This window comes from Plectonema cf. radiosum LEGE 06105 (genome assembly GCF_015207665.1).
Classification (GTDB): Bacteria; Cyanobacteriota; Cyanobacteriia; order Cyanobacteriales; family Nostocaceae; genus Rivularia; species Rivularia radiosa_A.
The window spans coordinates 1-24,009 of record NZ_JADEWL010000057.1 but is presented as its reverse complement, the minus strand read 5'-3'; the positions used below and the strand labels follow the sequence as shown (position 1 = coordinate 24,009).

The following is a 24,009-nucleotide window of genomic DNA, read 5'->3' as shown; positions in this document are numbered from 1 at the left end:
TTTAAACAATGGCTACAACACAAGAGCGTAAACCGCTACTTTTGGACTTTGAAAAGCCCCTTGCAGAACTAGCAAGCCGAATTGAGCAGATTCGTAAACTTGCCGAAGAAAATGGCGTTGATGTGACTAATCAGATTCATCAATTAGAAGCACGCGCTATGCAATTACGGGAAGAAATTTTCAGCAGTTTATCCCCTACCCAGCGGCTACAAGTTGCTCGTCATCCCCGTCGTCCCAGTACTCTGGACTACATTCAAGCAATTACCGATGAATGGATCGAACTACATGGCGATCGCTGTGGTTCGGATGATCCGGCTTTAGTCGGTGGAGTCGCACGTTTGTTAAATCAATCTGTAGTAATTTTAGGGCATCAAAAAGGACGAGACACTAAAGATAATATTGCTCGTAATTTTGGCATGGCTTCTCCTGGAGGATACCGCAAAGCATTACGGTTGATGGAACACGCTAACAAGTTTGGAATGCCCATCGTAACTTTTATCGATACTCCGGGTGCTTTACCTACCGTTATTGCTGAGCGGCAAGGTCAAGGTGAAGCAATTGCTTATAATTTACGAGAAATGTTTTCTTTCGACGTTCCCATTATCTGTACCGTTATCGGTGAAGGTGGTTCCGGTGGAGCTCTCGGTATTGGAATTGGCGATCGCGTGATGATGTTTGAACATTCCGTATACACCGTTGCAACTCCTGAAGCTTGTGCGGCGATTTTATGGAAAGATGCAGGGAAGGCACCCCAAGCAACGGCAGCTTTAAAAATAATTTCCCACGACCTGAAAAATTTGGGGATTATCGACCAAATATTAGCAGAACCAATTGGTGGCGCTCATTCCGACCCTTTGCAAGCCGCTCGCACTCTCAAAACAGCGTTATTAGAGAACTTGGAAATACTCAACGGTTTTACCAACGAAGAAAGAAAAGAAATGCGCTACCAAAGATTCCGCAAAATGGGAATTTTAACCGAAGCTGAACAATGATAGCTTTCTAGAGATTGCCATTAACTGCGGCAATGTTATAATTGCCTATGTTGCTTAACAGTTATTAACAATAATCTTTGTTTTGTCATAGGCAAACAGAAATTAATGTCATAGGCAATTGGAATTGATGGCTTCTGGTCATCAAATAGTGAATCTAAGCTGGGGTTAGCGGAGCGTCTGTAAAAGAGATAGCCATGCAATACGGCTTATCGTCGAGAAATTACTGTTTAACATTTAGTAAAAATCTCGACTGCTAGGGACTATTATTATTTTGTGAAAAAAAAAGACAGTCCTTTGTAAAAAAGTTTTAGTAAATAAATTTACTTTGTTAATGAAGCATCGCACTTTTTGATTTGCTTAATCTATATTATTTAGGCTGTTTTCTTGTGGAGTGATTTCTTTTATCAATAGGAGTAAACAACTAATGATTTCAAAACAACGGTATGGTTGAACATAAAAAACGTGCCTTGATTACTGGTGCAAGCAGTGGTATTGGCAAACAAACAGCTTTAGCTTTTGCATCTTCGGGAATAGATGTTGCCTTATTAGGTCGTTCTACCGATAAATTAGCAGCAGTAGAAAATGCTGCGATTAAAGCTGGAGTCCAAGCTAAAACTTATGCAGTGGATTTAGCAAACCTATCGAAAGTCCAAGAACAAATATATCAAGTAGCATTGGACTTTGGTAAAATAGATATTCTTGTTAACAATGCTGGTATGGGTTATACCGCCACATTGAGCCAAACATCTTTATCTGACTGGCAAAAAGTAATCGATTTGAATCTTACCAGCGTATTTGAATGTATTAAGGGAATTTTACCCTCGATGCGCGAACAAAAAAGAGGCACAATTATTAATGTAGCTTCCATTGCGGGCAAACAGGCATTTGCTAACTGGGGAGCCTACAGCGTTAGTAAGGCAGGTGTAATTGCTCTTTCTCAAGCCCTCGCTCAAGAAGAACGAAACAATGGAATTCGTGTAACAGCCGTCTGTCCCGGTGCAGTAAATACAGAACTTTGGGATTCAGAAACCGTAAATGCGGACTTTGACCGTTCAAATATGCTTACACCAGAGATTGTTGCTCAATCGATTCTCCACAGCGCATTACTACCAAGACAAGCTGTTGTTGATGAATTAATTTTAATGCCTAGTGCTGGGGTCTTATAAATTATCATTTGTCAACTATTCTTCGATTGGTCATCAATTACCAGTCACGACAATAATTCACAATTAATAGCACAATTACTAATTCACGATACGTAATTATTCCCCAATCAACTACTTTTATCAGTTTGATACCAGGGTGAATTACGTGGTATCGCATTGGGTGGATACAATATTCACTCTAATTGCGGATTATTTCGTCACTGTAAATTGTAATTGCTCACACCTTGATTTATCACTCATTCGCCCCCATTTTAATTAAGACTGACATCATGACTATTGCTAGTTCTAACGGTTCCAATGCTTCTCAATCTCCTCTGATTACGAACTTAGAAGATGCCGTAAATCCCAGACCAGACCGCAATACTAAAGCTGGCTCGCAACCTAATTTACATCCTCCCTCAGAGGAACACATGGAGCAGATGAAGGATGCTGTCAGAACAATGCTTTTAGGAGTTGGAGAAGACCCGGAAAGAGAAGGGTTACTCAAAACACCCAAGCGGGTAGCAGAAGCCATGCGATTTCTTACTAGTGGCTACAGCCAATCTTTGGAAGAGCTAGTTAACGGTGCCATATTTGACGAAGGTCACAACGAAATGGTATTGGTTCGCGATATCAACTTTTTTAGTTTGTGCGAACACCATATGTTACCGTTCATGGGTAAAGCTCATGTTGCTTATATTCCCAATCAGAAAGTTGTGGGACTAAGCAAACTTGCTCGAATTGTAGAAATGTATTCTCGTCGTTTACAAGTACAAGAACGTTTAAATCGACAAATTGCCGAAGCTATTCAAGAAATTCTCGAACCACAAGGCGTTGCCGTAGTCATGGAAGCTACACATATGTGCATGGTAATGCGGGGAGTACAAAAACCCGGTTCTTGGACTGTAACCAGCGCTATGTTAGGAGTTTTTGAGCAAGAACAGAAAACTCGTGAAGAATTTTTTAGTTTGATTCGTCACCAACCAAGCTTTTTTTAAAGGTGGTAATTGGTAATTGGTAATTGGTAATTGGTAATTGGTAATTGGTAATTGGTAATTGGTAATTGGTAATTGAAGTATATATTTTAAAAAGCGCTTACCGTGTCCGTCAAAACTCCCTGATTATTAATTATTTCCCCTATCCCCCATTACCCATTACCCATTACCCATTACCCATTACCCATTACCCATTACCCCTACTTCCTTAGTTTCTCAAATAGCTGACTAACTTTATCTAAATCCTTATCTCCGGGTGCTGTTTCTACGCCGCTTGATAAATCAATGCCGTTGGGTTTTACTTTATTTAGGGCTTCTAAAACATTTTGGGGGGTTAATCCTCCAGCGAGAAACCAGGGACAGTCGGGGTTAAATTGTTGCAGCATATCCCAATTTAATGTTTTACCTGTACCTCCCAATTGTTCGGGATGATAAGCGTCAAGTAATAAGGTATCTACATATTCTGTGTAGGTTTTTGCTCGATCAAAATCATCGGCAGTTTTGATTCGCAAAGCTTTGATGATTTCTATATTTGGCAAATAATCACGCAGTTGTTGACAAAAGTCAAGGAATTCGTCTCCGTGGAGTTGTACACCTGTTAATCCAGTTTCTGCGACAGTTTGAGCGATTTCTTCTTTGCTAGAGTTTGCGAAAACACCGATTTTATCGGTTTGCTGCGGTAACTGCTCGATTACCGCTTTTATTTGCTCTGAGTTGACATACCTCGGTGATGAAGGTACGCAAATAAATCCTAATGCTGTTGCACCAAGAGAAGCAATGGTTTTACCCTGGTGTGGTTGAGTGATTCCGCAGATTTTTACTCGCATATAATTATGAATAGCAATATGAATATTTGTAGCGAAATTTGAAAAAATTGTAAATTCTTACGACATATTTAGGTTATTTTCTCAGCAATTTTTATAATTTTGATGGCTTATATTTTTTGTCTCTTCATTTAGGAGAAGAAGCTTTGATTTCATCAATATTATTAGCAGTTCAACCAACAGTTCCCTCCACACCTAGTTGGAATCCTACTGTAGGAATAATCATTAGCGTTTGCTGTTTAGTTACAGTTTTACTAGCTCCCAGGATTATTCGCTATCCCCAGGTAGGACCCAAGTTTCCCGGTTTACCTCTGCCTTTGAGTGTACCAGCATTTGTTGGTGCTATGTGCTTTGGTCATCTTCTCGGTGTAGGTATTGTTTTAGGATTGACTAATATCGGTCGTTTGTAGGTATGTAGAGACGCGATATATCGCGTCTCTACAAATCTGTTGCTAAATGAGCAGTAGTGTTATACGTAGTGCCTAGATGACATTAAGATTCAATGTTTTCATCTTGATGAGGAGTTTGACTTTTATCACGTTTAAGGGCTTCTTCTAAAGCTTGAATTTGTTCTCTACGTGCTTCTAATTCTAAAGTGCGACGTGCCAAATCTTGATTTTGTAGAGTCAAGTTTTGTCTCCAATATTCAGCACGTTCGGCTTCTTGACGAAGAAAATCTGGAGAAATTCCGGTAGTAAGATATTTTTGGACTATTTCTAATACCCAGTTACTTGCATCTTCAATTTTTTCAATTTCCCCTGTTGCAGAAAGTTCTACTAAAACGAGTAATTTTTCGGTTAAATGCTTACCTTTCCCCAAAAGAATAACAGCTTCTTCTGGAATCATTGCCCACATATTTTCAGTTTCTTGACGCGCTAACAATCGTAATTCGGATTGAACTAAAAATTCATTTTTATGCACCTGGGCTAGATATAACATGATTTTTAAAAGTTAGGAGTTGGGAGTTAGGAGTTAGGAGTTAGGAGTTAGGAGTTAGGAGTTGGGAGTTAGGAGTTAGGAGTTAGGAGTTAGGAGTTAGGAGTTGGGAGTTGGGAGTTGGGAGTTAGGAGTTAGGAGTTGGGCGAATTATTAAAGAACTTTGCAATTAAATGAGCTACAAAAATATATCATCAAAAATCTTATGGGATGGGCATCCCTGTCGGTGCAATTGTACTCTTTTAAACTCATAACTCATCACTCCTAACTCTTAACTTTATTTGATGCTTTTAAGGCGATCGCGCAAAATTTCGGCTTGTTTTTCCGCTTCACTCAAAGCATCTCTGGCTCCTTGTACCACGTCTGGGGGTGCTTTATCAACAAATTTGGAGTTGCTCAATCTACCAGTCAAAGATTGTACTTCCGCTTCTATCTTACTGAGATTTTTCTCTAGTTTGCCACGTAAGGCTTCCATGTCGATTACACCTTCGAGAGGAAGGAGTATTTGTACTGTACCAAAAACCCCTATTGCAACTTCCCCTGATTCTGCGGGTTTTGATGATTCTACTTGCGGAAGATTTGATGGGGAAGATGATTTGAAGAATCTTTTCCACAATTCTTGTCTTTTTTGGCTAGAAAGTAGGTATATTCTGATGAACCATAGTGAATAACCAAGTCCGACAAGTTTAAAAAATGTTCCGAAGAAAGGGATGTCATCTACGGTAATTGCTACAGCATAAGCTACTCTGGCTAAGGTAATTGTCAGGAAACCTAAGATAATTAATCTTAAAGCTGTTTGAGTTTTCTTCTTCGTTACTTTATCGCTCCACAGTTTGTCAGCAATAGTTAAATTCTCTACTTTTGCTAAATCTTTAATATAAGATGCTCCAGTATTAAGAATTTGACGTTCTTTTCCGCTTTCGCTTTGCAAATTAACGGTAACTTTTACTGAAGGTTTAACGTCTGCTTCTGCTCGTAAGTTGCGAATTGTGCGAATTGTCCCAATTAACAATTCAAATTCTGCTTCTAATTCGGAATTAATTAATTTTACATCTGCTTGGGGATAGCTTTGTAATGATAAACTTAACCCAGAATCTGCTTGTTGTTGAGTCAAAGTATGCCAAATTTCTTCGGTAATATGAGGCATAAAGGGACTGAGAAGTTTTAAAATTCCTTCTAATACATATGCTAAAGTTTGTTGCGCTACTCGTCGCGATGTTGGTTCTGCATCTTCTTGTAAACGAGATTTAACCAGTTCGATATACCAATCACAAAAGTCACCCCAGATAAATTCGTAAAGTCCCTTAGCAGCTTCTCCCATGCCATATTTGTCCATGTAATTATTGGTTTCTTGGACAACTTGATGGTAGCGAGACAAAATCCATTTATCGCTTAATTCTGTTGCTATGGGTTCTCTCAATTGCTGTGGTGTTTGTTCGTCCAAATTCATCATTACAAATCTGGCTGCATTCCACAACTTATTTGCAAAGTTACGTGATGCTTCTACAGATGCTGATTCATCAGTTTTACGGTTGTAATCCAAGCGGATATCTTGTCCGACACCAATAACTTCTTTTACCAAGGTGTAGCGTACAGCATCGGTACCGTATTTATCAATTAATAATAACGGGTCGATACCATTTCCCTTGGACTTGGACATTTTTTTACCGTTTTCATCCAGTATCAAACCGTGGATGTAAACGTCTTTAAACGGCATTTCTCCGGTAAAATGACTACCCATCATGGTCATTCTTGCTACCCAGAAAAAGATAATATCGAAGCCAGTGACTAAAACGCTGGTAGGATAATATTTCTTCAAATCTTCAGTTTCTTCGGGCCATCCCAAGGTAGAAAAAGGCCACAAACCGGAAGAAAACCAAGTATCAAGTACGTCTGCATCTCTTTCTAATTGGACGTTTTCACCAAATTGCGCTTTGGCTTTTTCCCAAGCTTCTGTTTCATTTGTTGCGACTATAAACGGTGTATTATCCGTAATTTCACCGTTTGTTTCGCTAACAGCGTACCAAGCGGGAATTTGATGTCCCCACCATAACTGACGAGAAATACACCAATCCTTCAATTTTACCAACCAATCGCGATAAACTTTTTGCCAACGTTCGGGATAAAATTCTGGAGACTGTTTCTGATCGAGAAATTCCAGTGCTTTATCAGCCATCGGACGAATTTTAACGAACCATTGAGTAGAAAGCAACGGTTCTACAGGAACTTTACCACGTTCGCTGTAGGGAACGGTATGTTTATAATCTTCAATCTTAACTAAAACTCCATCCGCTTCCAACCTTGCTATAACATTCTTCCGAGCCACAAAACGGTCTTGACCTTGAAACTCTCCGGCATTTTCATTCATCGTGCCGTCTTTGTTCATAATATTGATAAACGGCAAATCGTGACGCTTACCCATTTCAAAGTCGTTGGGGTCATGAGCAGGAGTAACTTTTACACAACCAGTACCGAAACTGGGGTCTACTAATTCATCAGCAATGATGGGGATTTCGCGGTTCATTATTGGTAAAGTCAATGTTTTCCCAATTAAATGCTTATAACGTTGATCATTGGGATTAACAGCAACTCCAGCATCTCCCAACATCGTTTCCGGACGAGTCGTAGCTACTTCCATATACCCGGAACCGTCGGTGAGAGGATAGCGGAAATGCCAAAGTTTACCATCAACTTCCTTCTGGTCAACTTCCAAATCCGAAACCGCCGATTGCGAAGCCGGACACCAATTAACTAAGTAATTTCCCCGATAAATTAAACCTTCTTCATAAAGACGAACAAAAGCTTCAAGAACAGCTTGGGATAAACCTTCATCCATTGTAAAGCGTTCTCGCGTCCAATCCACCGATACACCCAAACGCCGCAACTGATTGACAATTGTCCCTCCAGATTCCTTTTTCCACTCCCAAGCACGTTCCAAAAACTTCTCACGTCCGACATCGAAGCGAGTCTTACCTTCTTCCTTAAGTTGGTTGTCGAGGATTGTTTGTACCGCTATACTCGCATGGTCGGTTCCGGGAAGATACAGCGCATTACGTCCCTTCATGCGGTGATAGCGCACCAGACAATCAATCAAAGTATTATCAAAAGCATGACCCAAATGCAACTTTCCGGTAACATTCGGTGGCGGAATCATAATAGAATAAGGTTCGCCGCTGTGATTTAGGTCAGCTTTGTACAAAAGTTTTTCTTCCCAAAACTTCTGCCATTTAGCTTCGGTGGAAAAAGGCTCGTAAAGACTTGGAAGGTTGGTAGTCATGTTGGGAAAACTCCGGCTTGTCAGGAATCTAATAAACTTTAATAAATTTTGCCACAAGCTTGCCTTGATCTTGACAAAATCGTTAAAAATCTAATTTGTTCTTTGTGGTTGAATGGGGAGAATAAATTTAAATTTTTCCCGAAATTGAAATATTTAATCGAAATTAGTTTGAGTTTACTAAAAAAAATATGGGCTGCAAAAAAGTTTTTCGTGCAGTTCGTATAGTTGTATAAACTAATATTGACTAAAAAATATAATTATGCAAAGAATACATCAATATCTAAACAACTGATAGTAATAGATGACAAAAATTATCTTTATTCCATAACCTAGACAAATTTTTTTATCTAAATTCTGCGTATTACACTCAAACTTATGGGAACAACCTACCATAGATTTACTCAGTTAAATTTGCATAATTTCTGTCTATTTACACCTAGGAATAAAAAAAGAGTTAATTACAACTATGACAACTCAAACTGAAAAACCGATAAGTAAATTTATTTCACCTTGGGCTTACATTCCCAGTCTTTATTTTGCTGAAGGGATGCCGTATATGATTATCAATGCGGTATCGGTGGTTTTTTATAAAAATTTAGGAATTGATAACGCTCAAATTACATTTTGGACAAGCATAATTAACCTTCCTTGGGTTGTGAAAATGTTTTGGGGACCAGCGGTTGATATTTATTCTACAAAAAGAAGATGGCTGCTGACTATGCAGTTTGCCATGTGTATATGCTTGGGTATATTAGCTTTATCTTTTCAACTACCAACATCAAGCTTTTTTTCTCTTTCTTTAGCAATACTATTAGTTGGTGCTTTTATTTCTGCAACTTACGATATTGCCACAGATGGCTTTTATATGTTGGCATTAACTGAAAAGAAACAAGCTTTTTTTGTGGGAATTCGTACTTTATCCTATAGACTAGCAATTATCTTTAGTACGGGGTTTTTAGTTTATTTAGCAGGAAATTTAGAAAAGTCTACCGAAAATATTCCTTTAAGTTGGAGTATTACTCTTGGATTTGCATCTTTCATTTTTGCAATACTTTTTATATTTCATCTTTTTATTCTCCCACAACCAGAATCAGGAAGAAAAACTTATACAGAATCTACAAGAAATGATATCCCTTTTGTAACAGTAATTCGCTCGTATTTTGCTCAACGTAATATCATTCCTATTTTAGGATTTATCTTACTTTATCGATTGGGTGAGGCGATGCTGCTCAAAATAGCAACTTTGTTTTTATTAGATGAAAGAACTGCTGGTGGTTTGGGCTTAACTACATCAGAATACGGCTTAGTATATGGGACTTTTGGTGTAATTTCGTTAATTAGCGGTGGTATTTTAGGTGGATTATTAATTGCTAAATATGGATTAAAAAAATGCCTCTTACCAATGGCTTTAGCATTAAATTTACCGGATTTATTTTATGTTTACATGGCTTATGCTAAACCACCATTAAAATTAGTTTATCCTTTAGTTTCCTTAGAACAATTTGGTTATGGTTTAGGATTTACAGCTTTCACAGTATACTTAATGTACATTTGCAAAGGTGAATATAAAACCTCTCACTTTGCTATATCTACAGGATTAATGGCATTAGGTTTAATGCTTCCCGGTGCAATTAGCGGTGGAATTCAAGAATCGGTGGGATATCCAGTATTTTTTGTGATTGTTTGTTTATTAACTATTCCTGGTATGGCGACTATCTTTTTTATTCCTTTGGATGAGGAAGCAAATTAGAGAATGATTAAAACGACTTCTGAGGATTAGAACGTAGGTTGGGCTGAGGAACGAAGCCCAACAAGCAAAAACTTTGGTATTGTTGGGTTTCATTCCGTTCAACCCAACCTACAACTACAACTCATCTTTTTAGATAAATATCTATAATCTAAAATCTAAAATTATATGTCTTACGTTTTAGGAATAGATGGTGGTGGAAGTAAAACAATTTGCGTCTTAATGGATGATAAACGTCAAATTTTGGGACGTAGTGAAGCTGGTTCTTCCAATTATCAAAGTGTGGGACTTGAAGCAGCAAAATATTCGATAGAATCTGCAATTAGTAAAGCAATATTTGAAATAGAAAATATTCAAATACAAGGAATTTGTTTGGGATTAGCTGGTGTCGGACGTTCGAGAGATATTGAATTAATCAAAAATATAGTTAAAAATATACCCATAATTAGTAATATAAAACCACAAAATATCATTATTTCTCACGATGCATTAATTGCTTTAGTAGGTGGAATTGGTAACGATGTGGGAATTGTAGTTGCTGCGGGAACTGGTTCGATAGTTTTCGGTAGAAATATCAAAGGAGAAACCAAAAGAGTCGGTGGTTGGGGATATATTTTGGGTGATGAAGGTGGAGCTTATAAAATTGCAGTTGCGGGAATGCAAGCAGCTTTAAAAGCTTATGATAGACGTGAAAAATCAACTAGTTTGATAGAAGTTTTTAAAAATCATCTTGGTTTAAGCAATATAGAAGAATTAATAGAAGTAGTTTATCGACGGGGATGGGGTGTAAAAGAAATCGCTGCTTTAGCTCCAATTGTTGATAATGCAGCAGCATCAGGTGATGAAGTGGCGAATAGGATTATTGATGATGCTGTGAGTGAGTTGGTGAAAGCTACGGTAACTGTTATTGATGGAATTTTTGTTGAGGGAGATTTTTTAGAGGTAGTTACTACGGGAAGTGTTTGGAAGTGTAAGTGTCAGATGTGGGAGAGGTTTACTGCTTCGATTGTTGATAAGTTTGCGGAAGTTAAGGTGATTTTTCCGAGGTTTGAAGCTGTTTATGGTGCTGGTTTGTTGGCTTTGAGGAGTTTGGGGGAAGGGTGAGTTTTGGGTTTTTGCGGGGAATACTAGGAAAAGAGAAAAAAACCGCAGAGACGCTGAGGGCGCAGAGGAAGAAAGTATGAGAGAGTTTGGTGGGTTGGAGCAGTTGACTTATGGTGTGATTGGGGCTGCTATTGAGGTGCATCGGATTTTGGGAGCGGGTTTTTTGGAGTCAGTTTATCAAGAAGCATTGGCTGTAGAATTTTCGCAACGCAAAATACCTTATCGCGATCAATTTCCTATAGCTGTAAGTTATAAAGGACATCCTGTTGGTGAAGGAAGATTAGATTTTTTAGTTAGTGATATTTTAGTTGTGGAATTGAAAGCTGTAGAAAACTTAACCTCTAAGCATGAAGCCCAAGTTATTTCTTACCTAAAAACGACTCAAAAACCTCTCGGATTACTCATAAACTTCAATGTTCCCATTCTCAAACAAGGGATAAAACGCCTCATTCTCTCTTCCTAATTCTTTCTCAGCGTCCTCTGCGTCTCTGCGGTTTAATAATAAAATATGATTAACCGTATTACCAGTATCAAATTAACCGAGAATTTTTAGGTATTATTTTACAAGATATAATTTCTGAGTTATAACTCAGGAAAAATACTTACGAGTAGAAACAGGCTACTTGTCAATGAAAGTTGTAAAAAAGACGGTTAGTCTGCTGGTATTAAGTGATTTAAAAGAGGTAAGAAATCGCAGAAAATTCTCTTTTCGTTTACTAATTATCAATTTATTTATTATGGCAGGATTTTTTTGGATTCTGTCTGGTGCTGATAATCTAAAAGTCAAGCTAAGTTTAATCTTATTTAGTTTATTTTTATTAATTCCTGGAATATTATTAATTCGTTTTGATACTAGCGAATCTAATTATTTTGCAATCAATACTAGTGTTAATAAGTTTATTCATAAACGTATAGAATTATTTGCTAACAAAGTATATATCGCTGAATATCCTTTAAAAAATATTAGGTTTATAGCGATTAAAAGAACAAGCGTTCATCGTGATGATGATAAAAATTATTTAGTTAGACTATATTTCAAATCTCACAAATATATAAATATCGGCTATTTCCCAACATCCAAAAAATCTTTTATCATTGCAAAAACTATATCTAAATTCTTAAAAATACCTTTGAAGTATTAATGTCTAAAATTTGCTAAACCTCGCATTGCTAATAAGGCGCTACCATAAGCGGCTTCTGTATTTATCGAAGAAACTACTGGAACTCCTAAATATTGCTTTCTAATCTCGCTCCAAACAAGATTTTTTGCACCACCACCAGCCGTATAAACACAACTTAAATTATCTGCTCCAAGCTCTTGCAATAACTCATATCCTCGCGCTTCAATTCGAGCCATACTTTCTAACAACCCATGTAGAAATTCTACAGAATTATCAGGGCGCGGTTCTAATTGGGGTGGTAAATTAGAGTCATTAATTGGAAAACGTTCTCCGGGTTTTAATAATGGATAATAATTTAAACCACTTGATTTTTTTACATCTATTTCATTACTAATTTTTTCTAATTCCTCATTACTAAAAAATTGCTTTAATACAGCACCACCCGTATTAGAAGCACCCCCGGTTAACCATAAATCTCCAAAACGATGACTATAAATTCCGTATTGAAAATTATCTACACGAGTACGACTCAATAGTTTTAAAACTAATGTAGAACCCAAAGAAGTTACCGCTTCACCGGGAGAATTTGCGCCACTACCGAGAAATGCTGCAATACTATCTGTCGTACCCGCACACACTAAGCAATTTTTAGGAAAGTTGTATTTATCAGCAATATCGGAACGCAATTCACCGATAGGATTTCCCGGAATTGTTACTTTTGGTAGATGAATTGATATCTGTAATTTGCTAAACCATTTCGGATATTGCAATGTTTCTACGTCATAACCTAGTTTTAAAGCATTGTGATAATCGCTAATACCCAACTTCCCATGCAAGAGAAATCCCAACCAATCTGCTTGATGTAAAAAATATTTAGCTTTTGCAAAAGAAGGTAATTCCATCATCCACAACAGCTTTACAAGGCTAGAAGTAGCGCTCAATGCAGTATGATTTGCCGGTGCAATGTCTTTTAACTTATCCCCCATCGCCGCTCCCCGTGCATCATTGTAGAGTAAAGGTGCATCAACAGGATTTCCCCCAGCATCGCACAGTAACACTGTCGAAGAAGTACCGTTAATTGCAATCCGGGTAATTTCTTGGCGTAATTTCTTGTTAATTTGCTCTAGAAGACTAAATAAAGCAGTTTCCCAGCAATTTGTTAAATTAGTCTCGCAAGACACGTCAAAAGCCAATCTGACCTCCGCTACGATTTTTCCCGCAGAGTCGATTACAATACCCCTAGCACCAGAAGTTCCGAAATCTATACCTAAATACATTTTTTCAGGTCAAAGGTCAAAGGTTAAAGGTTAGAGGTCAAAGGTGAAAAATTCCTAACTCCCGTACAGACGTAACGCCCGGCTACGTCTCTACAACAACTCCTAACTTTTTCCCTATTCCCCATTTCTAATTGTTGCATCTTGTTACAACTTATTTCCCAATTCGGGTAAAACAGTGAAAAGTAGAAAATGAAGTAATAATCACCTTTATTGAGATTAGGAGATTTCTGATATGTCAATTTCAGACACTCAAGTTTATATCGCTTTAGTTGTAGCACTGATTCCAGGTGTTTTGGCTTGGCGTTTAGCAACTGAACTCTACAAGTAAGTAATTCTTAATTCTTAAAACGAATGTAGAGTTTGTAATCCTGGCAACATTAAGTGCATTTTCCGGAAGCTTGTAACTTTTGTTTGTAAGCTACTTAAGAAAAGCCACTTATAAATGCCAGGGTTATTTTTTTGACGCTAGTTCTAAGTGTAGCAGTTTGAAAAAAATGAAGTAAGATGGCAGCACGTGAAACCCGTAAATAATCGATATTAGATATTTACGAAATTTACGAAAAATTCGTTCTTTTTAAGGAGATTAAGTCTATTACCATGAATGCAATTCAACCGTCTAACCCGGAACTACAGCCGATACAGCGGCGCAGGAATGTTGCTAGACCTCATCGTCATCTACGGCAACGTTCTTATCAAATAATGGCGTTGGAAACAACAGTAAAAATAGGGGTTAACTTGGCGATTTCCGCCGCAGCAGTATCGGCTTTAACTCAACTTTTACCTCATCATTGGTCTGGACAAGAAAAGCTGCGACAATTACGTACCGAAGTTAACACTACTCAAGAACGTGTGAATAATTTAAGGGCAGAATTTGATCAAACTTTTGATTCTCGTCAAGCTAATAGGGTGATGCAACAACAGGGAAATCTGATACCGCTTAATCAAAAAAGAATTGTATTGACGAACCAGACAACACCGGCTGAAGTCAGAGAATATACACCTTAATATCTTGAGGGAATATTATTTTTGAGTAGAATAAATTTTCTTGCTTTTTGTCCCTATATAGTGAGTCAAAAAAGAGTTGCGTTACCTAACAGCTAATAGTTAATAATTAGTTGCTAATTATCACGTTACTTTGCAATATAATTATCATCTATTAGCTATTAGCAACTAGAAAGAATGAATTACGATCAAATATTTCTGAAAAATTTAAAAGTTTAGTTGTATTTATTCCCAGATTTCTCATTCCGGATGCATGGGAAGCAGTAGTTCATTTAACCAGCTTTCTACTTGCACACGCAAGTTAAATGTTAAATTATCGGTTTTATTAGCTCTAGGTGGTAATTGCTTTAAAGCACGATAATAATCGGCGATCGCAATATTCCATTCGCCCCAGATATGGTAAGTTCTGCCTCTTTCAGCTAAAATATGACTTTGCAATTTGCCAAAAAATAACGCTGTTTCAAAATTATCGATAGCTTCTGTATATTCTCCTAACTCGCGCAAGGTGATACCCCGGTTAATCCAGGCTCTAACATGACTGGGATCTAAATCTAAAGCTTTTTCATAATCACCTAATGCAGCTTCTAAATCTCCAATCGCAGCATAATAGTTGGCTCGATTGTTGTAAGCACTAGCCAAAGTAGGATTTAGTTGTAACGCTTTGTTAAAATCACGAACCGCTTTTTGTTCTTCACCGCTCTGAAAATAAACCAATCCCCGATTGTTGTAATCAATCGCGTTACCAGGATGACGCTCAATCAACTGATTAAAAACGGCGATCGCCACATAAAAGTCACCTTTTTTGGCTGACTTTAAAGCACGAGAGCGTAAATCTTTATCTGGATAATTGTCGTATAATTTAGTATTACTATCCTCATGGCTATGGTCATGAGCAGTAAATTTTGCAGTCTTAAGTCTGCCGATATTATCTTGCTTGTCACCGAATGTTGAAAATAAGTGAATCTTCATATCATCCTGCCTGAGTTGGTAATTTTATAAAATAAACTGATAGTAGGTTCGCGCTTTTTGTGATGCCCCCCGTGTTCGGATTGATTATCCGTAATTGCCAATGTCCAACTATCCCAAATATATAGTTGACACTCTCCACGACCAAACACAGCATAATTACACTGTAATGAATGCAAATTAATCATAGATACCAACTCTTCAGTGTCAATTCCAGAAAATCACAAATAATTGCAATTTAAAACCCTACCAGATAACACTGCGATCGCAACTGGTAGAATGCCTTCAAGCAATACATATTTTTATTGACGATTGATCAACGACTCATCTACGGTTTCTAAACAAGAGAAAAGTAACAAAATGGTAAATACAATTTCTTATCCCAATGCTCCCGATTTAGCCCCAGATGATTACATAGTCATCGGTTTAGCAACCTGCTTCATCAAAGAAGAGGGAGAAGTGCATCAAGTTGACGTAATCGAACCCATCCCCTCAGCTTCCTTAGAATCGCTGTTCAAAGGTATTCCCACTTCCTACAAATCAGCTGTTGCAACAACATTAGGAAGCGTCTTAGATGGTGAAACAGCTCGTAAACCACCAGAATTGGATAACTCCGCACAAATAGTTGACGACTTTAGCGAACGAGCATTTGCCGCAGCACGCACTTACAAACGTAAAGAATCAGCACAATCTTTAATTCCTTTGGGTGGAACCTACAGCGATTTTCAATACTCCGTAGAGAAAAAGCGAGTATTAAACGCTCAAAGAGTAGTTAACAAAGATGACAACGTAAAACAGCATTCCCATACTCATAAAATTTTGTAATAGGGAATTGAGCATTCCTTGTTCCTTTTCTCCGGCAAGGAATGCAGTTATTAAAGGCTCTGCCTCGCGTTAAATCTAGGCAGCAGCTTGTAAAGTTCTATTCTCAAATTAGAGCATAGAAGCAAATGCAAAATTTTGACAAAAGCGCAACAATAAATACATACGCAATAAAAAATCTAAGCATTTTCCTGTAGTGAATATAATGGACTAACCTCAAATCCCTTAAAAACAGTTCTTCACGGAAAATGCAACTCTGGACACCCAAACAACAACTGCAAAACGGTAAATTCATCATTCAAAAAGTTTTAGGTGGGGGTGGTTTTGGTATCACCTACAGCGCTAGGGTGTGTAAATATTTAGATAAATTTTATATTATGCATTTAATCAGCATTCGCAATTTACGTGCTGATACTGCTAAGTATCCAGATGCAGCCGAGCAAGTTGAAGCTTGGTATCGTGTTGTAAATTCTGCATCATGGCGACATTTAGACGATGTTCGACAAATTTATCCGTCTGCTGATGCAGTAGGAAATTTTACAGTTTTCAATATTAAAGGTAATACATACCGTCTAATTGTAGACATCGATTATGAAACCCAGACAATCTACTACAAATACTTTCTAACTCATGCCGAGTATGATAAAGATAAATGGAAAAAGAATCCTTATTTTTGAAAGTTGACTAACTTGTTTGACTCAGACTGATAATATAATTTTCGAGAAAATTAAAATTTTATATTCATAAATAATAGGTCAGAAAAATGTCTTTAGCTTTTGATAGAAAACTATACGGAAAACTTTTAGCAGAATATCAACCACAAGTCATTACATCAGAAGCAGAATATGAAGTTATGCTCGCTAATGCTGAACGGTTAATCGGTTGTAAAAATCGTTCCCAAGAAGAAACAGCTTTGTTACAAATTTTGGTGAGATTAATAGAAGAATATGAAAATAAAAATTATCCGATGAATAAATCCTCACCTCATATAATTCTTCAACATTTGATGGAAGCACGAGAAATTAAACAATCTGAACTAGTAGAAATTTTCGGTTCAAAAGAGATTGTCTCGGAAATTATCGACGGTAAACGCGCAATTACTGAAACGCAAACTAAAGCTTTAGGAGATTTTTTTCATGTTTCTCCAAAATTATTTATTAGTTAATATTTGTAGGGTGTGTGACGGTTACGAAAAGTTTTCAATTTTAACGAAATAAATTGACTTTCCCGTCACGCACCAATCGATAAACATGGTGGGTTAAGGTGCGATAATAGCACTTACAAATTACGATTTCATATCTTTGGAAATATGCTCTGTCAAAATTTCCAAAATATAATCTTCTACAGAGATACCTTTTTCTTCTGCTCTTTGAATCAAATACAACTCCATATCTGGTGGTAAATTAAGTGTTATTGTCATAGAAAATTAATTAAGATTGTCATTACTTTATATGTTGTCACAATACGCTGATGGTGCGTGACGGTAAATCAATTATTAATCGTTTTTATTCAAATTCATGCAAACCGTCACACACCCTACAATCTGAATAAATCATGTCAGCTAAAGTAACTCTCACCATCACTGAAGGCAAATTATCCGGAAGACAATATATATTCGATTCCCGCACTAGCTGTATTCTTGGTAGAGCATCTGAGTGCAATATCAAACTACCAGATGATGATTTTAAAACCGCCAAAGCATTCAAACAGGCACTATTAAACGTATCGTAAATAATGTATGCTGCCTATTCATAACCCACGCAGGTGGGTTTTGCCTGTGTAGCAGCGGTTTCAACCGCCAGGTATAATGTCAAACCAAACCTTCCCCCAACAATAAAAACCATGCTAAAACTCTACGGCGGTGCGCGTAGTCGTGCTTCAATTATTCAGTGGTACTTAGAAGAATTAGAAATTCCCTACGAATTCGTCAAGCTTGATATGCAAGCAGGAGAACACCTCCAACCCGAATTTTTAGCGATTAACCCCATGGGTAAAGTTCCTGCAATCACAGACGGGGATTTCCAACTTTGGGAATCCGGCGCGATTTTGCTATATCTTGCTGATAAATATAGTAAAAAAACTCTTTCTCCAGAAGAACGTGCTATTTATTCTCAGTGGTCGTTGTTTGCAAATGCGACTTTGGGACCAGGAGTTTTTCTAGAAGCTAACCGAGAAAAAGAAATGCCCCGTTTAATTAATCCCTTGAATGAAATATTAGCGGAGCAACCTTTTTTAATGGGTCAAGAATTTACTGTTGCTGATGTGGCTGTGGGTTCAATTCTCAACTATATTCCGATCATGCTCAAGCTGGATTTAAGCGAGTATCCAAATGTTACTAATTATATGACAAAACTTTCCCAACGTCCGGCATTTCAAAAGGCTATGGGTATTTTCAGTTAATTTTAAAAGTTAGTCAGTAGGTTGGGTTGAACAGGAAAATCAACTTGAGAAAGTAAGGTGAATTTATCATTATTGTGTCGTAACCCAACATCAATGTTTTTATTTTAAATAAATTCAGTTATTGCAACACACGAATAATAATAGAAGATGTTGGGTTACGGCTTACAGATTAATTTCTAGTTGAAAACCATTATTATTCCTGCGCCTAACCCAACCTACGACCTGCGAGCTATGTTTATCTAACGATAATTTGTAAACTGCAAAGCGACGGGCAAATCTTCTTCTTTTAACCGCTGCATCACAACTTGCAAATCATCTTTATTCTTACTACTAACTCGGATTAAATCTCCTTGAATTGAAGCCTGTACTTTTTTGAATTCATCACGAATCAATTTAGAAAGATTCTTGGCAATTTCTGGACTAATACCTTTTTTTAACTTGATTTCTTGATTGACACGATTACCACCAGCAGATTCAGCTTTACCAAACTCAAAGATTTTTTGAGAAAGTTTACGCTTTGCTGCTTTTTCTCGGAGTATAGTGTTGACTGTTTCTAAGGTGAAATCGCTATCTGCATTCACTTTAATGCTTTCTTCTCCTAATTCCATTGTAGTTTTAGTGTCTTTCAAATCGTAGCGGCTCTTAATTTCTCGCGTAGTTTGGTCAATAGCATTAACCAATTCTTGTCTATCAAAATCGCTAACAACATCGAAAGAATAAGTAGAAGCCATAAAACAAAACCCAGTTTTCTTTATTCGTAGTTTTACATTTAAATAATTGTATTTGATAGTTGATAGTTAATAGTATTTAGTCTAACAAATGTCGAAAAAATAACAATTAACAACTTAATTACTTGCTTGAATGATGCTCAAAACAAATAAAGTACAAGAACAAACTAAGCCGATAGCATACATTAGCGATCGCAAAAGTGGGATATTTGAAATATAAAAAACCGAATACAATAAACGCGCTGCAATAAAACTTAATGCCGCCCATGCAGAAGTGGGAGAATTAACACCTGTTACGTAAGCCATCAAAGCCGCAGCAGCAAAAATTGGAAAGGCTTCAAAAGAGTTTTGATGCGCCCAAGTAGCTCGTTGTGCATAAGGTGGAAGCTTTTCAAACATTGCTCGTGGTGCGTAATAATCATAACCGACACTCATACGGGCAAAAGCAACAGCTAAAAACGGAAAGTAAATTAGCAGGAAAGCTACAGCAATACAGTATAAGAATAAAACTGGTACGGGTAATTGTGGAACAGGCATCAACATAAATAAAATAAAGAAATTGTGCAAAATATTAGGGCAAAATCTACTTTTCTATGTAATTAAATCGTTGAGTGGATGGTTGAGGAAACGAACCATTTTTATCAGTTATTACTGCAATTGAGGCAAGAAGTTACCGATTTATTCTCTTTCAAAGACAGCGTATACTATTAACGGCATATAGTCGCAGTCTTTAAGTTTCACTAGTCATAGGTAATTTTAGATTTTAGATTAAACAATGAAAATCTTTTAAGACGGCAATAGTTAATATTTTTGTCTTTCAAGCCATTGTTCACCTGCAAGGTGCAATCGATCTATTTCCAGGATAAATCTAAAACCCTCGATACTTGATGTCCTTTTCAGTAAATGGATCTCTCTTCGGGTTCCCTAAGATAACTTGGACGATACGGAAGTCCACACACGATAGGGTGGACTCACCGCAACGCAGTATCCTCAAAATCATGAATCCAAAATCGAATCACTAATGACTAATAAAAAAGTAACTAGAATAACTGGTTGACTAATCAAAATAGAACACAGTGACCACTTTCCTTTGTTCTTCCGCATCCTTACACGTTTGTAGCAGAGTGCGACTATCGTGAAAGGCAAAGCAGACGAGTTGCTGACAGCGGGAGATTATTTCTTTATTACATTGATAACTAGCTTCAGCAAGGGACAAGTGGTCATTGCTGGAGTTTTCTACTAGATGCATTACCTTTTCTAGTTGCTGGCGCGATTCTAAAGGCTGACGGTCTAAACTTTGGGGTAAAATCACTGTAAGAAAGTTAGGGTCAGCTCGCATCGCGCCTTTAATAGCGGCTGAATTTGTACCTGTAGCACCAGAGGTGATGACTCGATTACCCGATAAAACTAGGGCATAAGTCATCATTTCAATCAGATTCTGATGGGTAATAGGCACATGACGAGAACCCAGCACCGCGATTCGCTTGGAACCCATTTGCTGAATAGTCGCTAATTCTTGCGCTAATGTATCGATGCTGTTTACTACGTTTGTTGACTGACTCAAAGACAGATTTAATTGCTATTAAACGACCAAAGTATTTTAGCAGGTGAAAGAGTTGTCGGGAACCTACTTATGGTTAGAGCATACAATTTTTAAACTGATTTCTTTAACAGTTCAATTGCTTGATCGCACCAATCGAGCCATTGTGTTTCATCGCGAATACCTCTATTGAGAGTTAAGTATTGGAATTTCGCAACCCGGCTAAGTTGTTGGGGATTTTGAAAATATTTCTCTTCTAACTCTTTGTATTTAGATAATTTCTCAATATGAGCTTGACGATGATGCTCTAATTCTTGAATAATTGTATTATCTGATACAATATGTCCGCAAAATATTTTAACTAATAAATCATCTTTAACTGGCATTGGTTCGCAAGGTTTGGCAATCCATTCTTGCAATTCAATAGTTCCTTGTTGTGTAACAGTATAAACTTTTTTGTCTGGTCGCCCTTCTTGACTAATTATTTCAGAAGTTATCCAGCCAAGTTTATCAAGTTTTGATAACTCGCGGTAAATCTGCTGATGAGAAGCTTGCCAGAAAAAACCTACCGAACCATCAAATCGCTTGGCTAAATCGTATCCACTACAAGAACTTTCAATCAAAGATGCCAATATCGCGTGTGCTAAAGACATAATTCTTAACCTTTCTTTATATGCAACAAGTTGCATATTTGATATTATGCAATTAGTTGCATAATACTACAAAAAGTAAAGGATTAGCCAATTTATGTCTCAAGTAATGTCTGGACGTTTTACAGCCGAAACAAGCGAACCCTTCCTAGTTTTTTTGATTGGGATGCGAATTAACAAGCTTTTTGCGGTTAACAAATGGGTACCAACTGCAATGGCAATGACACCTATGTTACGCACTTTGTACGAGCATCCCGAAAAGGGCTTTTTGGGTGGGGAAAGTTTTCTTTATTGGCGAGGAGTAGGATTAATCCAGTACTGGCGTTCTTTTGAGGATTTAGAGCGTTTTGCTAGAAGTCCAGAAGAACCGCATTTAAAAGCTTGGCAGCGGTTTAATCGAGTTGTGGGTGCCGATGGTAGTGTTGGAATTTGGCACGAAACCTATCTAATTAATCCAGGAAATTACAAGGCGATTTATGGAAATATGCCGATTTTTGGATTAGCTGCTGCAACCAAACATATATCAGTGACAGAGCGCAAGGAAAGCGCACCTCGGCGTGTAGGGAATATTTAACAGTTATCAGTTATCAGTTATCAGTCCTCGAACTCGGTGTATGGTGAGAAATAGAATAGGAAGCATATCAATTGATAACTGTTCACTGATAACTGTTCACTGGTTTACGATCGCGTTGTAGCGGGACTCAAATCCATTAGAGAAAGTAAGCGGTTGATGTCAAAATGCTCTCGCATCAAATGACGAACGCATTCGGCTTTAATCGGTTCGTGGACACGAACTTGACCGAAAGCACGCTCAATAATTTCCACAGTACTAAGGGTATCTAAATCTACAGAAAGAATCGGAATTTCCAATTCTTCAGCACGAGTGAGGATGAAAGATGGAGGTGGTAACTGTCCGGTGAGAATCAGACATTGAGTAGAAGTTTCCAATGCAGCTTGCTGAATTTCCACGCGATCGCCACCTGTAACCACTGCCATATTTTGGCGTTTGCGAAAATATTTGACAGCAGCATTGACATTCATTGCACCAATTGCCAGACTTTCAACCAATAAATTTAGGCGATCGTCACGACATAAAACTTGTGCATTCAATTGATGAACTAATTCACCCACAGTGACACTGCGTAGCAAGTTGCTTTTGGGTAATATACCGAATACAGGAATACCTTGCTGCTCTAAAAATGGACGCATGGTATTGTTAACAGCTTGCAAATGAGAAGCGGGAACATCATTGAGGACAACACCAATTAAACGTTCCCCAATTAACTGCTTAGCAGACAACAATGTTTCAACAGAAAATAAGGACTTATAGCGAAATACTAGAAGCACCTCAGCATCTACTAAATCAGCTAATTGCACTAAAGACAAATCGAACAAACGACCTTCAGACAAATTACCCGGGCCTTCGAGTATAACCAAATCACTATCAGTATTTTGTAAATATTGACTTGTAAGAGACTGCGAATAATTGGTTGTGTCTTGGCCACAAAGACGTTTTTGCAGTGTAGTCTCGTTTAACCCCAGTAATGTGGGTACTACTCGGTTAGGGGCTAAATTGAGGCTTTGGGTAATAAACTCAACATCTTTCTCAATCAAGCTTTCTTCGGATTCTCTGAGACACTTACCAAGAGGTTTGCCATAAGCGAGATCGAGTCCAGCTTGATGTAGTTGATCAGACAAACCTAAAATAATTGCGGACTTACCGCTGGAAGGTTCGGTTGACCCAATCAGTAAATACTTAGGGGATTTTGGCACGCACGCACTCCTAATTTCAACAGTAAAAAATTTTCAACATAAAGTGCTTTGTATCTCAACCATCGCGAATAATCCCAAATAGCCGATAGTTGATTGCTAATAGCCTATAAAACTGTTTGGGCGTTCCTTAATTTTAGGTCGAACCTTCTCCAATAGAGTTATTTATCAATTATTCGTTAACGATTGGGCAATCCATCAACTCGATCAAAATACAAAATTTGAGGAAAAGGATTCTATTCCTTTTCCCCTTCCAGATGTTTTACGTGTATTTTATTCTTCCAACCGCAGCAGTTTACGGTAAAATGATTGAGAAAAATCAGTCATATGTTGGCGCTTATAGGTTTCAAGCATTTCTATTAAAAAATTTATAAACTCGAAACTTGCCATCATTACTTCATAACTCAGTTCAGCATTTCCATTAAACTGCATTCGGCAACGAGTTAAGTCCGAAGGTAAAGTGGCAATATTCCAAGTAGCAATAAAAGGAATGCTTTCACTACTCTCTATTTTACGTTCTCCTTCTAAAGCCCCTTTCTGGTAAAGACCAATCGCATAAGGTAAAAAATTACGCTTTCCACTTTGAATGTAAGGTAAATACACGCTCGCTTGTTGAGGAGTGGCAGGGGATAATTGCTCAAACACTGACATACAATAGATTCCTTAAGTTATTTGATAATTAGTAATCTTGGTAGATATACATAGTGTTCCCA

The 24,009-nt window shown here is 37.5% G+C and carries 28 protein-coding genes; 16 read left to right on the top strand and 12 right to left on the bottom strand.

Annotated features, from left to right (window positions below; all coding sequences use genetic code 11):
• The first annotated feature begins 8 nt into the window (after positions 1 to 8).
• The 3 genes from IQ247_RS17120 (at position 9) to folE (ending at position 3,135) form a co-directional block, all read left to right on the top strand.
• Entirely contained in the window at positions 9 to 992 is a 984-nt protein-coding gene (locus IQ247_RS17120; protein ID WP_193922054.1) for an acetyl-CoA carboxylase carboxyltransferase subunit alpha, read from the top strand.
• A 443-nt stretch (positions 993 to 1,435) separates the two neighbouring features.
• Positions 1,436 to 2,158, top strand: a complete 723-nt coding sequence (locus tag IQ247_RS17115; protein WP_193922052.1) for an SDR family oxidoreductase — start codon at positions 1,436 to 1,438, stop codon at positions 2,156 to 2,158.
• 269 nt (positions 2,159 to 2,427) lie between these two features.
• Positions 2,428 to 3,135: a GTP cyclohydrolase I FolE gene (gene folE, locus IQ247_RS17110; protein ID WP_193922050.1), complete on the top strand. Its 708-nt coding sequence runs from the start codon at positions 2,428 to 2,430 to the stop codon at positions 3,133 to 3,135.
• Between the two features lie 197 nt (positions 3,136 to 3,332).
• Here the strand turns inward: folE and IQ247_RS17105 are convergent, their stop codons facing one another.
• Positions 3,333 to 3,959 (bottom strand): phosphoribosylanthranilate isomerase, encoded by a 627-nt coding sequence (locus IQ247_RS17105; RefSeq protein WP_193922048.1) that lies wholly within the window; start codon positions 3,957 to 3,959, stop codon positions 3,333 to 3,335.
• 116 nt (positions 3,960 to 4,075) lie between these two features.
• Between IQ247_RS17105 and psaK the strand changes: the two genes are divergently transcribed.
• The gene (gene psaK, locus IQ247_RS17100; protein ID WP_228059817.1) at positions 4,076 to 4,366 is read left to right on the top strand and encodes a photosystem I reaction center subunit PsaK; all 291 of its coding nucleotides are present in this window, start codon (positions 4,076 to 4,078) and stop codon (positions 4,364 to 4,366) included.
• Between the two features lie 82 nt (positions 4,367 to 4,448).
• Here the strand turns inward: psaK and IQ247_RS17095 are convergent, their stop codons facing one another.
• Positions 4,449 to 4,895: an HmpF-related protein gene (locus IQ247_RS17095; protein WP_193922046.1), complete on the bottom strand. Its 447-nt coding sequence runs from the start codon at positions 4,893 to 4,895 to the stop codon at positions 4,449 to 4,451.
• Positions 4,896 to 5,169: 274 nt separating this feature from the next.
• Positions 5,170 to 8,169 carry a valine--tRNA ligase gene (locus tag IQ247_RS17090; RefSeq protein WP_193922044.1) on the bottom strand — a complete coding sequence of 1,000 codons (3,000 nt, stop codon included), beginning with the start codon at positions 8,167 to 8,169 and terminating at the stop codon, positions 5,170 to 5,172.
• A 466-nt stretch (positions 8,170 to 8,635) separates the two neighbouring features.
• Between IQ247_RS17090 and IQ247_RS17085 the strand changes: the two genes are divergently transcribed.
• The 4 genes from IQ247_RS17085 to IQ247_RS17070 all read left to right on the top strand — a co-directional run bounded on the left by IQ247_RS17085 (position 8,636) and on the right by IQ247_RS17070 (position 12,162).
• Positions 8,636 to 9,919 carry an MFS transporter gene (locus IQ247_RS17085; RefSeq protein ID WP_193922036.1) on the top strand — a complete coding sequence of 428 codons (1,284 nt, stop codon included), beginning with the start codon at positions 8,636 to 8,638 and terminating at the stop codon, positions 9,917 to 9,919.
• Between the two features lie 165 nt (positions 9,920 to 10,084).
• Complete coding sequence (locus IQ247_RS17080; protein WP_193922034.1) at positions 10,085 to 11,020, top strand: N-acetylglucosamine kinase; 936 nt, start codon at positions 10,085 to 10,087, stop codon at positions 11,018 to 11,020.
• Between the two features lie 76 nt (positions 11,021 to 11,096).
• Positions 11,097 to 11,483: a GxxExxY protein gene (locus IQ247_RS17075; RefSeq protein WP_193922032.1), complete on the top strand. Its 387-nt coding sequence runs from the start codon at positions 11,097 to 11,099 to the stop codon at positions 11,481 to 11,483.
• 166 nt (positions 11,484 to 11,649) lie between these two features.
• On the top strand, positions 11,650 to 12,162 hold the full coding sequence (locus tag IQ247_RS17070; protein ID WP_193922030.1) for a hypothetical protein: 513 nt from the start codon (positions 11,650 to 11,652) through the stop codon (positions 12,160 to 12,162).
• Here IQ247_RS17070 and IQ247_RS17065 read toward each other — a convergent pair.
• Positions 12,159 to 13,418 carry an FGGY-family carbohydrate kinase gene (locus IQ247_RS17065; RefSeq protein ID WP_193922028.1) on the bottom strand — a complete coding sequence of 420 codons (1,260 nt, stop codon included), beginning with the start codon at positions 13,416 to 13,418 and terminating at the stop codon, positions 12,159 to 12,161. The genes IQ247_RS17070 and IQ247_RS17065 overlap by 4 nt on opposite strands.
• A 232-nt stretch (positions 13,419 to 13,650) precedes the next feature.
• Here IQ247_RS17065 and psaM point away from each other — a divergent pair, with 232 nt between their 5' ends.
• Positions 13,651 to 13,746, top strand: coding sequence for a photosystem I reaction center subunit XII (psaM, locus tag IQ247_RS17060; protein WP_193922026.1), 96 nt, complete (start codon positions 13,651 to 13,653; stop codon positions 13,744 to 13,746).
• Positions 13,747 to 14,015: 269 nt separating this feature from the next.
• Positions 14,016 to 14,423, top strand: a complete 408-nt coding sequence (locus IQ247_RS17055) for a slr1601 family putative cell division protein (protein WP_193922024.1) — start codon at positions 14,016 to 14,018, stop codon at positions 14,421 to 14,423.
• A gap of 237 nt (positions 14,424 to 14,660) precedes the next feature.
• On the opposite strand, the gene IQ247_RS17050 is transcribed toward IQ247_RS17055, so the two are convergent.
• A complete protein-coding gene (locus IQ247_RS17050; protein WP_193922023.1) occupies positions 14,661 to 15,389 on the bottom strand; it encodes a tetratricopeptide repeat protein in 729 nt (242 codons plus the stop codon).
• A 357-nt stretch (positions 15,390 to 15,746) separates the two neighbouring features.
• Between IQ247_RS17050 and IQ247_RS17045 the strand changes: the two genes are divergently transcribed.
• The 3 genes from IQ247_RS17045 to IQ247_RS17035 all read left to right on the top strand — a co-directional run bounded on the left by IQ247_RS17045 (position 15,747) and on the right by IQ247_RS17035 (position 17,373).
• Positions 15,747 to 16,211: a hypothetical protein gene (locus IQ247_RS17045; protein ID WP_193922021.1), complete on the top strand. Its 465-nt coding sequence runs from the start codon at positions 15,747 to 15,749 to the stop codon at positions 16,209 to 16,211.
• Positions 16,212 to 16,456: 245 nt separating this feature from the next.
• A complete protein-coding gene (locus IQ247_RS17040) occupies positions 16,457 to 16,885 on the top strand; it encodes a type II toxin-antitoxin system HigB family toxin (protein WP_228059816.1) in 429 nt (142 codons plus the stop codon).
• A gap of 86 nt (positions 16,886 to 16,971) precedes the next feature.
• Positions 16,972 to 17,373 carry a helix-turn-helix domain-containing protein gene (locus IQ247_RS17035; protein ID WP_193922020.1) on the top strand — a complete coding sequence of 134 codons (402 nt, stop codon included), beginning with the start codon at positions 16,972 to 16,974 and terminating at the stop codon, positions 17,371 to 17,373.
• A gap of 120 nt (positions 17,374 to 17,493) precedes the next feature.
• Here IQ247_RS17035 and IQ247_RS33160 read toward each other — a convergent pair whose 3' ends face one another.
• On the bottom strand, positions 17,494 to 17,628 hold the full coding sequence (locus IQ247_RS33160; protein ID WP_265579694.1) for a YlcI/YnfO family protein: 135 nt from the start codon (positions 17,626 to 17,628) through the stop codon (positions 17,494 to 17,496).
• Positions 17,629 to 17,762: 134 nt separating this feature from the next.
• Between IQ247_RS33160 and IQ247_RS17030 the strand changes: the two genes are divergently transcribed.
• Both IQ247_RS17030 and IQ247_RS17025 read left to right on the top strand, forming a co-directional pair.
• Positions 17,763 to 17,939, top strand: coding sequence for an FHA domain-containing protein (locus IQ247_RS17030; protein ID WP_193922018.1), 177 nt, complete (start codon positions 17,763 to 17,765; stop codon positions 17,937 to 17,939).
• A gap of 111 nt (positions 17,940 to 18,050) precedes the next feature.
• Complete coding sequence (locus tag IQ247_RS17025) at positions 18,051 to 18,608, top strand: glutathione S-transferase family protein (RefSeq protein ID WP_193922016.1); 558 nt, start codon at positions 18,051 to 18,053, stop codon at positions 18,606 to 18,608.
• A 239-nt stretch (positions 18,609 to 18,847) separates the two neighbouring features.
• Here the strand turns inward: IQ247_RS17025 and IQ247_RS17020 are convergent, their stop codons facing one another.
• The 4 genes from IQ247_RS17020 to IQ247_RS17005 all read right to left on the bottom strand — a co-directional run bounded on the left by IQ247_RS17020 (position 18,848) and on the right by IQ247_RS17005 (position 21,529).
• The gene (locus IQ247_RS17020) at positions 18,848 to 19,339 is read right to left on the bottom strand and encodes a YajQ family cyclic di-GMP-binding protein (protein WP_193922014.1); all 492 of its coding nucleotides are present in this window, start codon (positions 19,337 to 19,339) and stop codon (positions 18,848 to 18,850) included.
• Between the two features lie 114 nt (positions 19,340 to 19,453).
• Entirely contained in the window at positions 19,454 to 19,873 is a 420-nt protein-coding gene (locus IQ247_RS17015; RefSeq protein ID WP_193922075.1) for an MAPEG family protein, read from the bottom strand.
• A 520-nt stretch (positions 19,874 to 20,393) separates the two neighbouring features.
• Positions 20,394 to 20,900 carry a DNA-processing protein DprA gene (locus tag IQ247_RS17010; protein ID WP_193922012.1) on the bottom strand — a complete coding sequence of 169 codons (507 nt, stop codon included), beginning with the start codon at positions 20,898 to 20,900 and terminating at the stop codon, positions 20,394 to 20,396.
• An 89-nt stretch (positions 20,901 to 20,989) separates the two neighbouring features.
• Positions 20,990 to 21,529 carry a PadR family transcriptional regulator gene (locus IQ247_RS17005; protein ID WP_193922010.1) on the bottom strand — a complete coding sequence of 180 codons (540 nt, stop codon included), beginning with the start codon at positions 21,527 to 21,529 and terminating at the stop codon, positions 20,990 to 20,992.
• Between the two features lie 94 nt (positions 21,530 to 21,623).
• Here IQ247_RS17005 and IQ247_RS17000 point away from each other — a divergent pair, with 94 nt between their 5' ends.
• Positions 21,624 to 22,100, top strand: coding sequence for a DUF4188 domain-containing protein (locus IQ247_RS17000; protein ID WP_193922009.1), 477 nt, complete (start codon positions 21,624 to 21,626; stop codon positions 22,098 to 22,100).
• A gap of 104 nt (positions 22,101 to 22,204) precedes the next feature.
• On the opposite strand, the gene IQ247_RS16995 is transcribed toward IQ247_RS17000, so the two are convergent.
• Both IQ247_RS16995 and ebsA read right to left on the bottom strand, forming a co-directional pair.
• On the bottom strand, positions 22,205 to 23,299 hold the full coding sequence (locus IQ247_RS16995; RefSeq protein WP_193922007.1) for a phosphotransacetylase family protein: 1,095 nt from the start codon (positions 23,297 to 23,299) through the stop codon (positions 22,205 to 22,207).
• Between the two features lie 270 nt (positions 23,300 to 23,569).
• Positions 23,570 to 23,947 (bottom strand): type IV pilus biogenesis protein EbsA, encoded by a 378-nt coding sequence (ebsA, locus tag IQ247_RS16990; RefSeq protein WP_193922005.1) that lies wholly within the window; start codon positions 23,945 to 23,947, stop codon positions 23,570 to 23,572.
• Between the last annotated feature and the right edge of the window lie 62 nt (positions 23,948 to 24,009).

Bases quoted from the DNA above. Each gene is read 5' to 3' on its own strand.
- IQ247_RS17120 (WP_193922054.1), top strand. From the start codon at position 9: ATGGCTACAACACAAGAGCGTAAACCGCTACTTTTGGACTTTGAAAAG.
- IQ247_RS17115 (WP_193922052.1), top strand. From the start codon at position 1,436: ATGGTTGAACATAAAAAACGTGCCTTGATTACTGGTGCAAGCAGTGGT.
- folE (WP_193922050.1), top strand. From the start codon at position 2,428: ATGACTATTGCTAGTTCTAACGGTTCCAATGCTTCTCAATCTCCTCTG.
- IQ247_RS17105 (WP_193922048.1), bottom strand. From the start codon at position 3,959: ATGCGAGTAAAAATCTGCGGAATCACTCAACCACACCAGGGTAAAACC.
- IQ247_RS17095 (WP_193922046.1), bottom strand. From the start codon at position 4,895: ATGTTATATCTAGCCCAGGTGCATAAAAATGAATTTTTAGTTCAATCC.
- IQ247_RS17090 (WP_193922044.1), bottom strand. From the start codon at position 8,169: ATGACTACCAACCTTCCAAGTCTTTACGAGCCTTTTTCCACCGAAGCT.
- IQ247_RS17085 (WP_193922036.1), top strand. From the start codon at position 8,636: ATGACAACTCAAACTGAAAAACCGATAAGTAAATTTATTTCACCTTGG.
- IQ247_RS17080 (WP_193922034.1), top strand. From the start codon at position 10,085: ATGTCTTACGTTTTAGGAATAGATGGTGGTGGAAGTAAAACAATTTGC.
- IQ247_RS17075 (WP_193922032.1), top strand. From the start codon at position 11,097: ATGAGAGAGTTTGGTGGGTTGGAGCAGTTGACTTATGGTGTGATTGGG.
- IQ247_RS17070 (WP_193922030.1), top strand. From the start codon at position 11,650: ATGAAAGTTGTAAAAAAGACGGTTAGTCTGCTGGTATTAAGTGATTTA.
- IQ247_RS17065 (WP_193922028.1), bottom strand. From the start codon at position 13,418: ATGTATTTAGGTATAGATTTCGGAACTTCTGGTGCTAGGGGTATTGTA.
- psaM (WP_193922026.1), top strand. From the start codon at position 13,651: ATGTCAATTTCAGACACTCAAGTTTATATCGCTTTAGTTGTAGCACTG.
- IQ247_RS17055 (WP_193922024.1), top strand. From the start codon at position 14,016: ATGAATGCAATTCAACCGTCTAACCCGGAACTACAGCCGATACAGCGG.
- IQ247_RS17050 (WP_193922023.1), bottom strand. From the start codon at position 15,389: ATGAAGATTCACTTATTTTCAACATTCGGTGACAAGCAAGATAATATC.
- IQ247_RS17045 (WP_193922021.1), top strand. From the start codon at position 15,747: ATGGTAAATACAATTTCTTATCCCAATGCTCCCGATTTAGCCCCAGAT.
- IQ247_RS17040 (WP_228059816.1), top strand. From the start codon at position 16,457: ATGCAACTCTGGACACCCAAACAACAACTGCAAAACGGTAAATTCATC.
- IQ247_RS17035 (WP_193922020.1), top strand. From the start codon at position 16,972: ATGTCTTTAGCTTTTGATAGAAAACTATACGGAAAACTTTTAGCAGAA.
- IQ247_RS33160 (WP_265579694.1), bottom strand. From the start codon at position 17,628: ATGACAATAACACTTAATTTACCACCAGATATGGAGTTGTATTTGATT.
- IQ247_RS17030 (WP_193922018.1), top strand. From the start codon at position 17,763: ATGTCAGCTAAAGTAACTCTCACCATCACTGAAGGCAAATTATCCGGA.
- IQ247_RS17025 (WP_193922016.1), top strand. From the start codon at position 18,051: ATGCTAAAACTCTACGGCGGTGCGCGTAGTCGTGCTTCAATTATTCAG.
- IQ247_RS17020 (WP_193922014.1), bottom strand. From the start codon at position 19,339: ATGGCTTCTACTTATTCTTTCGATGTTGTTAGCGATTTTGATAGACAA.
- IQ247_RS17015 (WP_193922075.1), bottom strand. From the start codon at position 19,873: ATGCCTGTTCCACAATTACCCGTACCAGTTTTATTCTTATACTGTATT.
- IQ247_RS17005 (WP_193922010.1), bottom strand. From the start codon at position 21,529: ATGTCTTTAGCACACGCGATATTGGCATCTTTGATTGAAAGTTCTTGT.
- IQ247_RS17000 (WP_193922009.1), top strand. From the start codon at position 21,624: ATGTCTCAAGTAATGTCTGGACGTTTTACAGCCGAAACAAGCGAACCC.
- ebsA (WP_193922005.1), bottom strand. From the start codon at position 23,947: ATGTCAGTGTTTGAGCAATTATCCCCTGCCACTCCTCAACAAGCGAGC.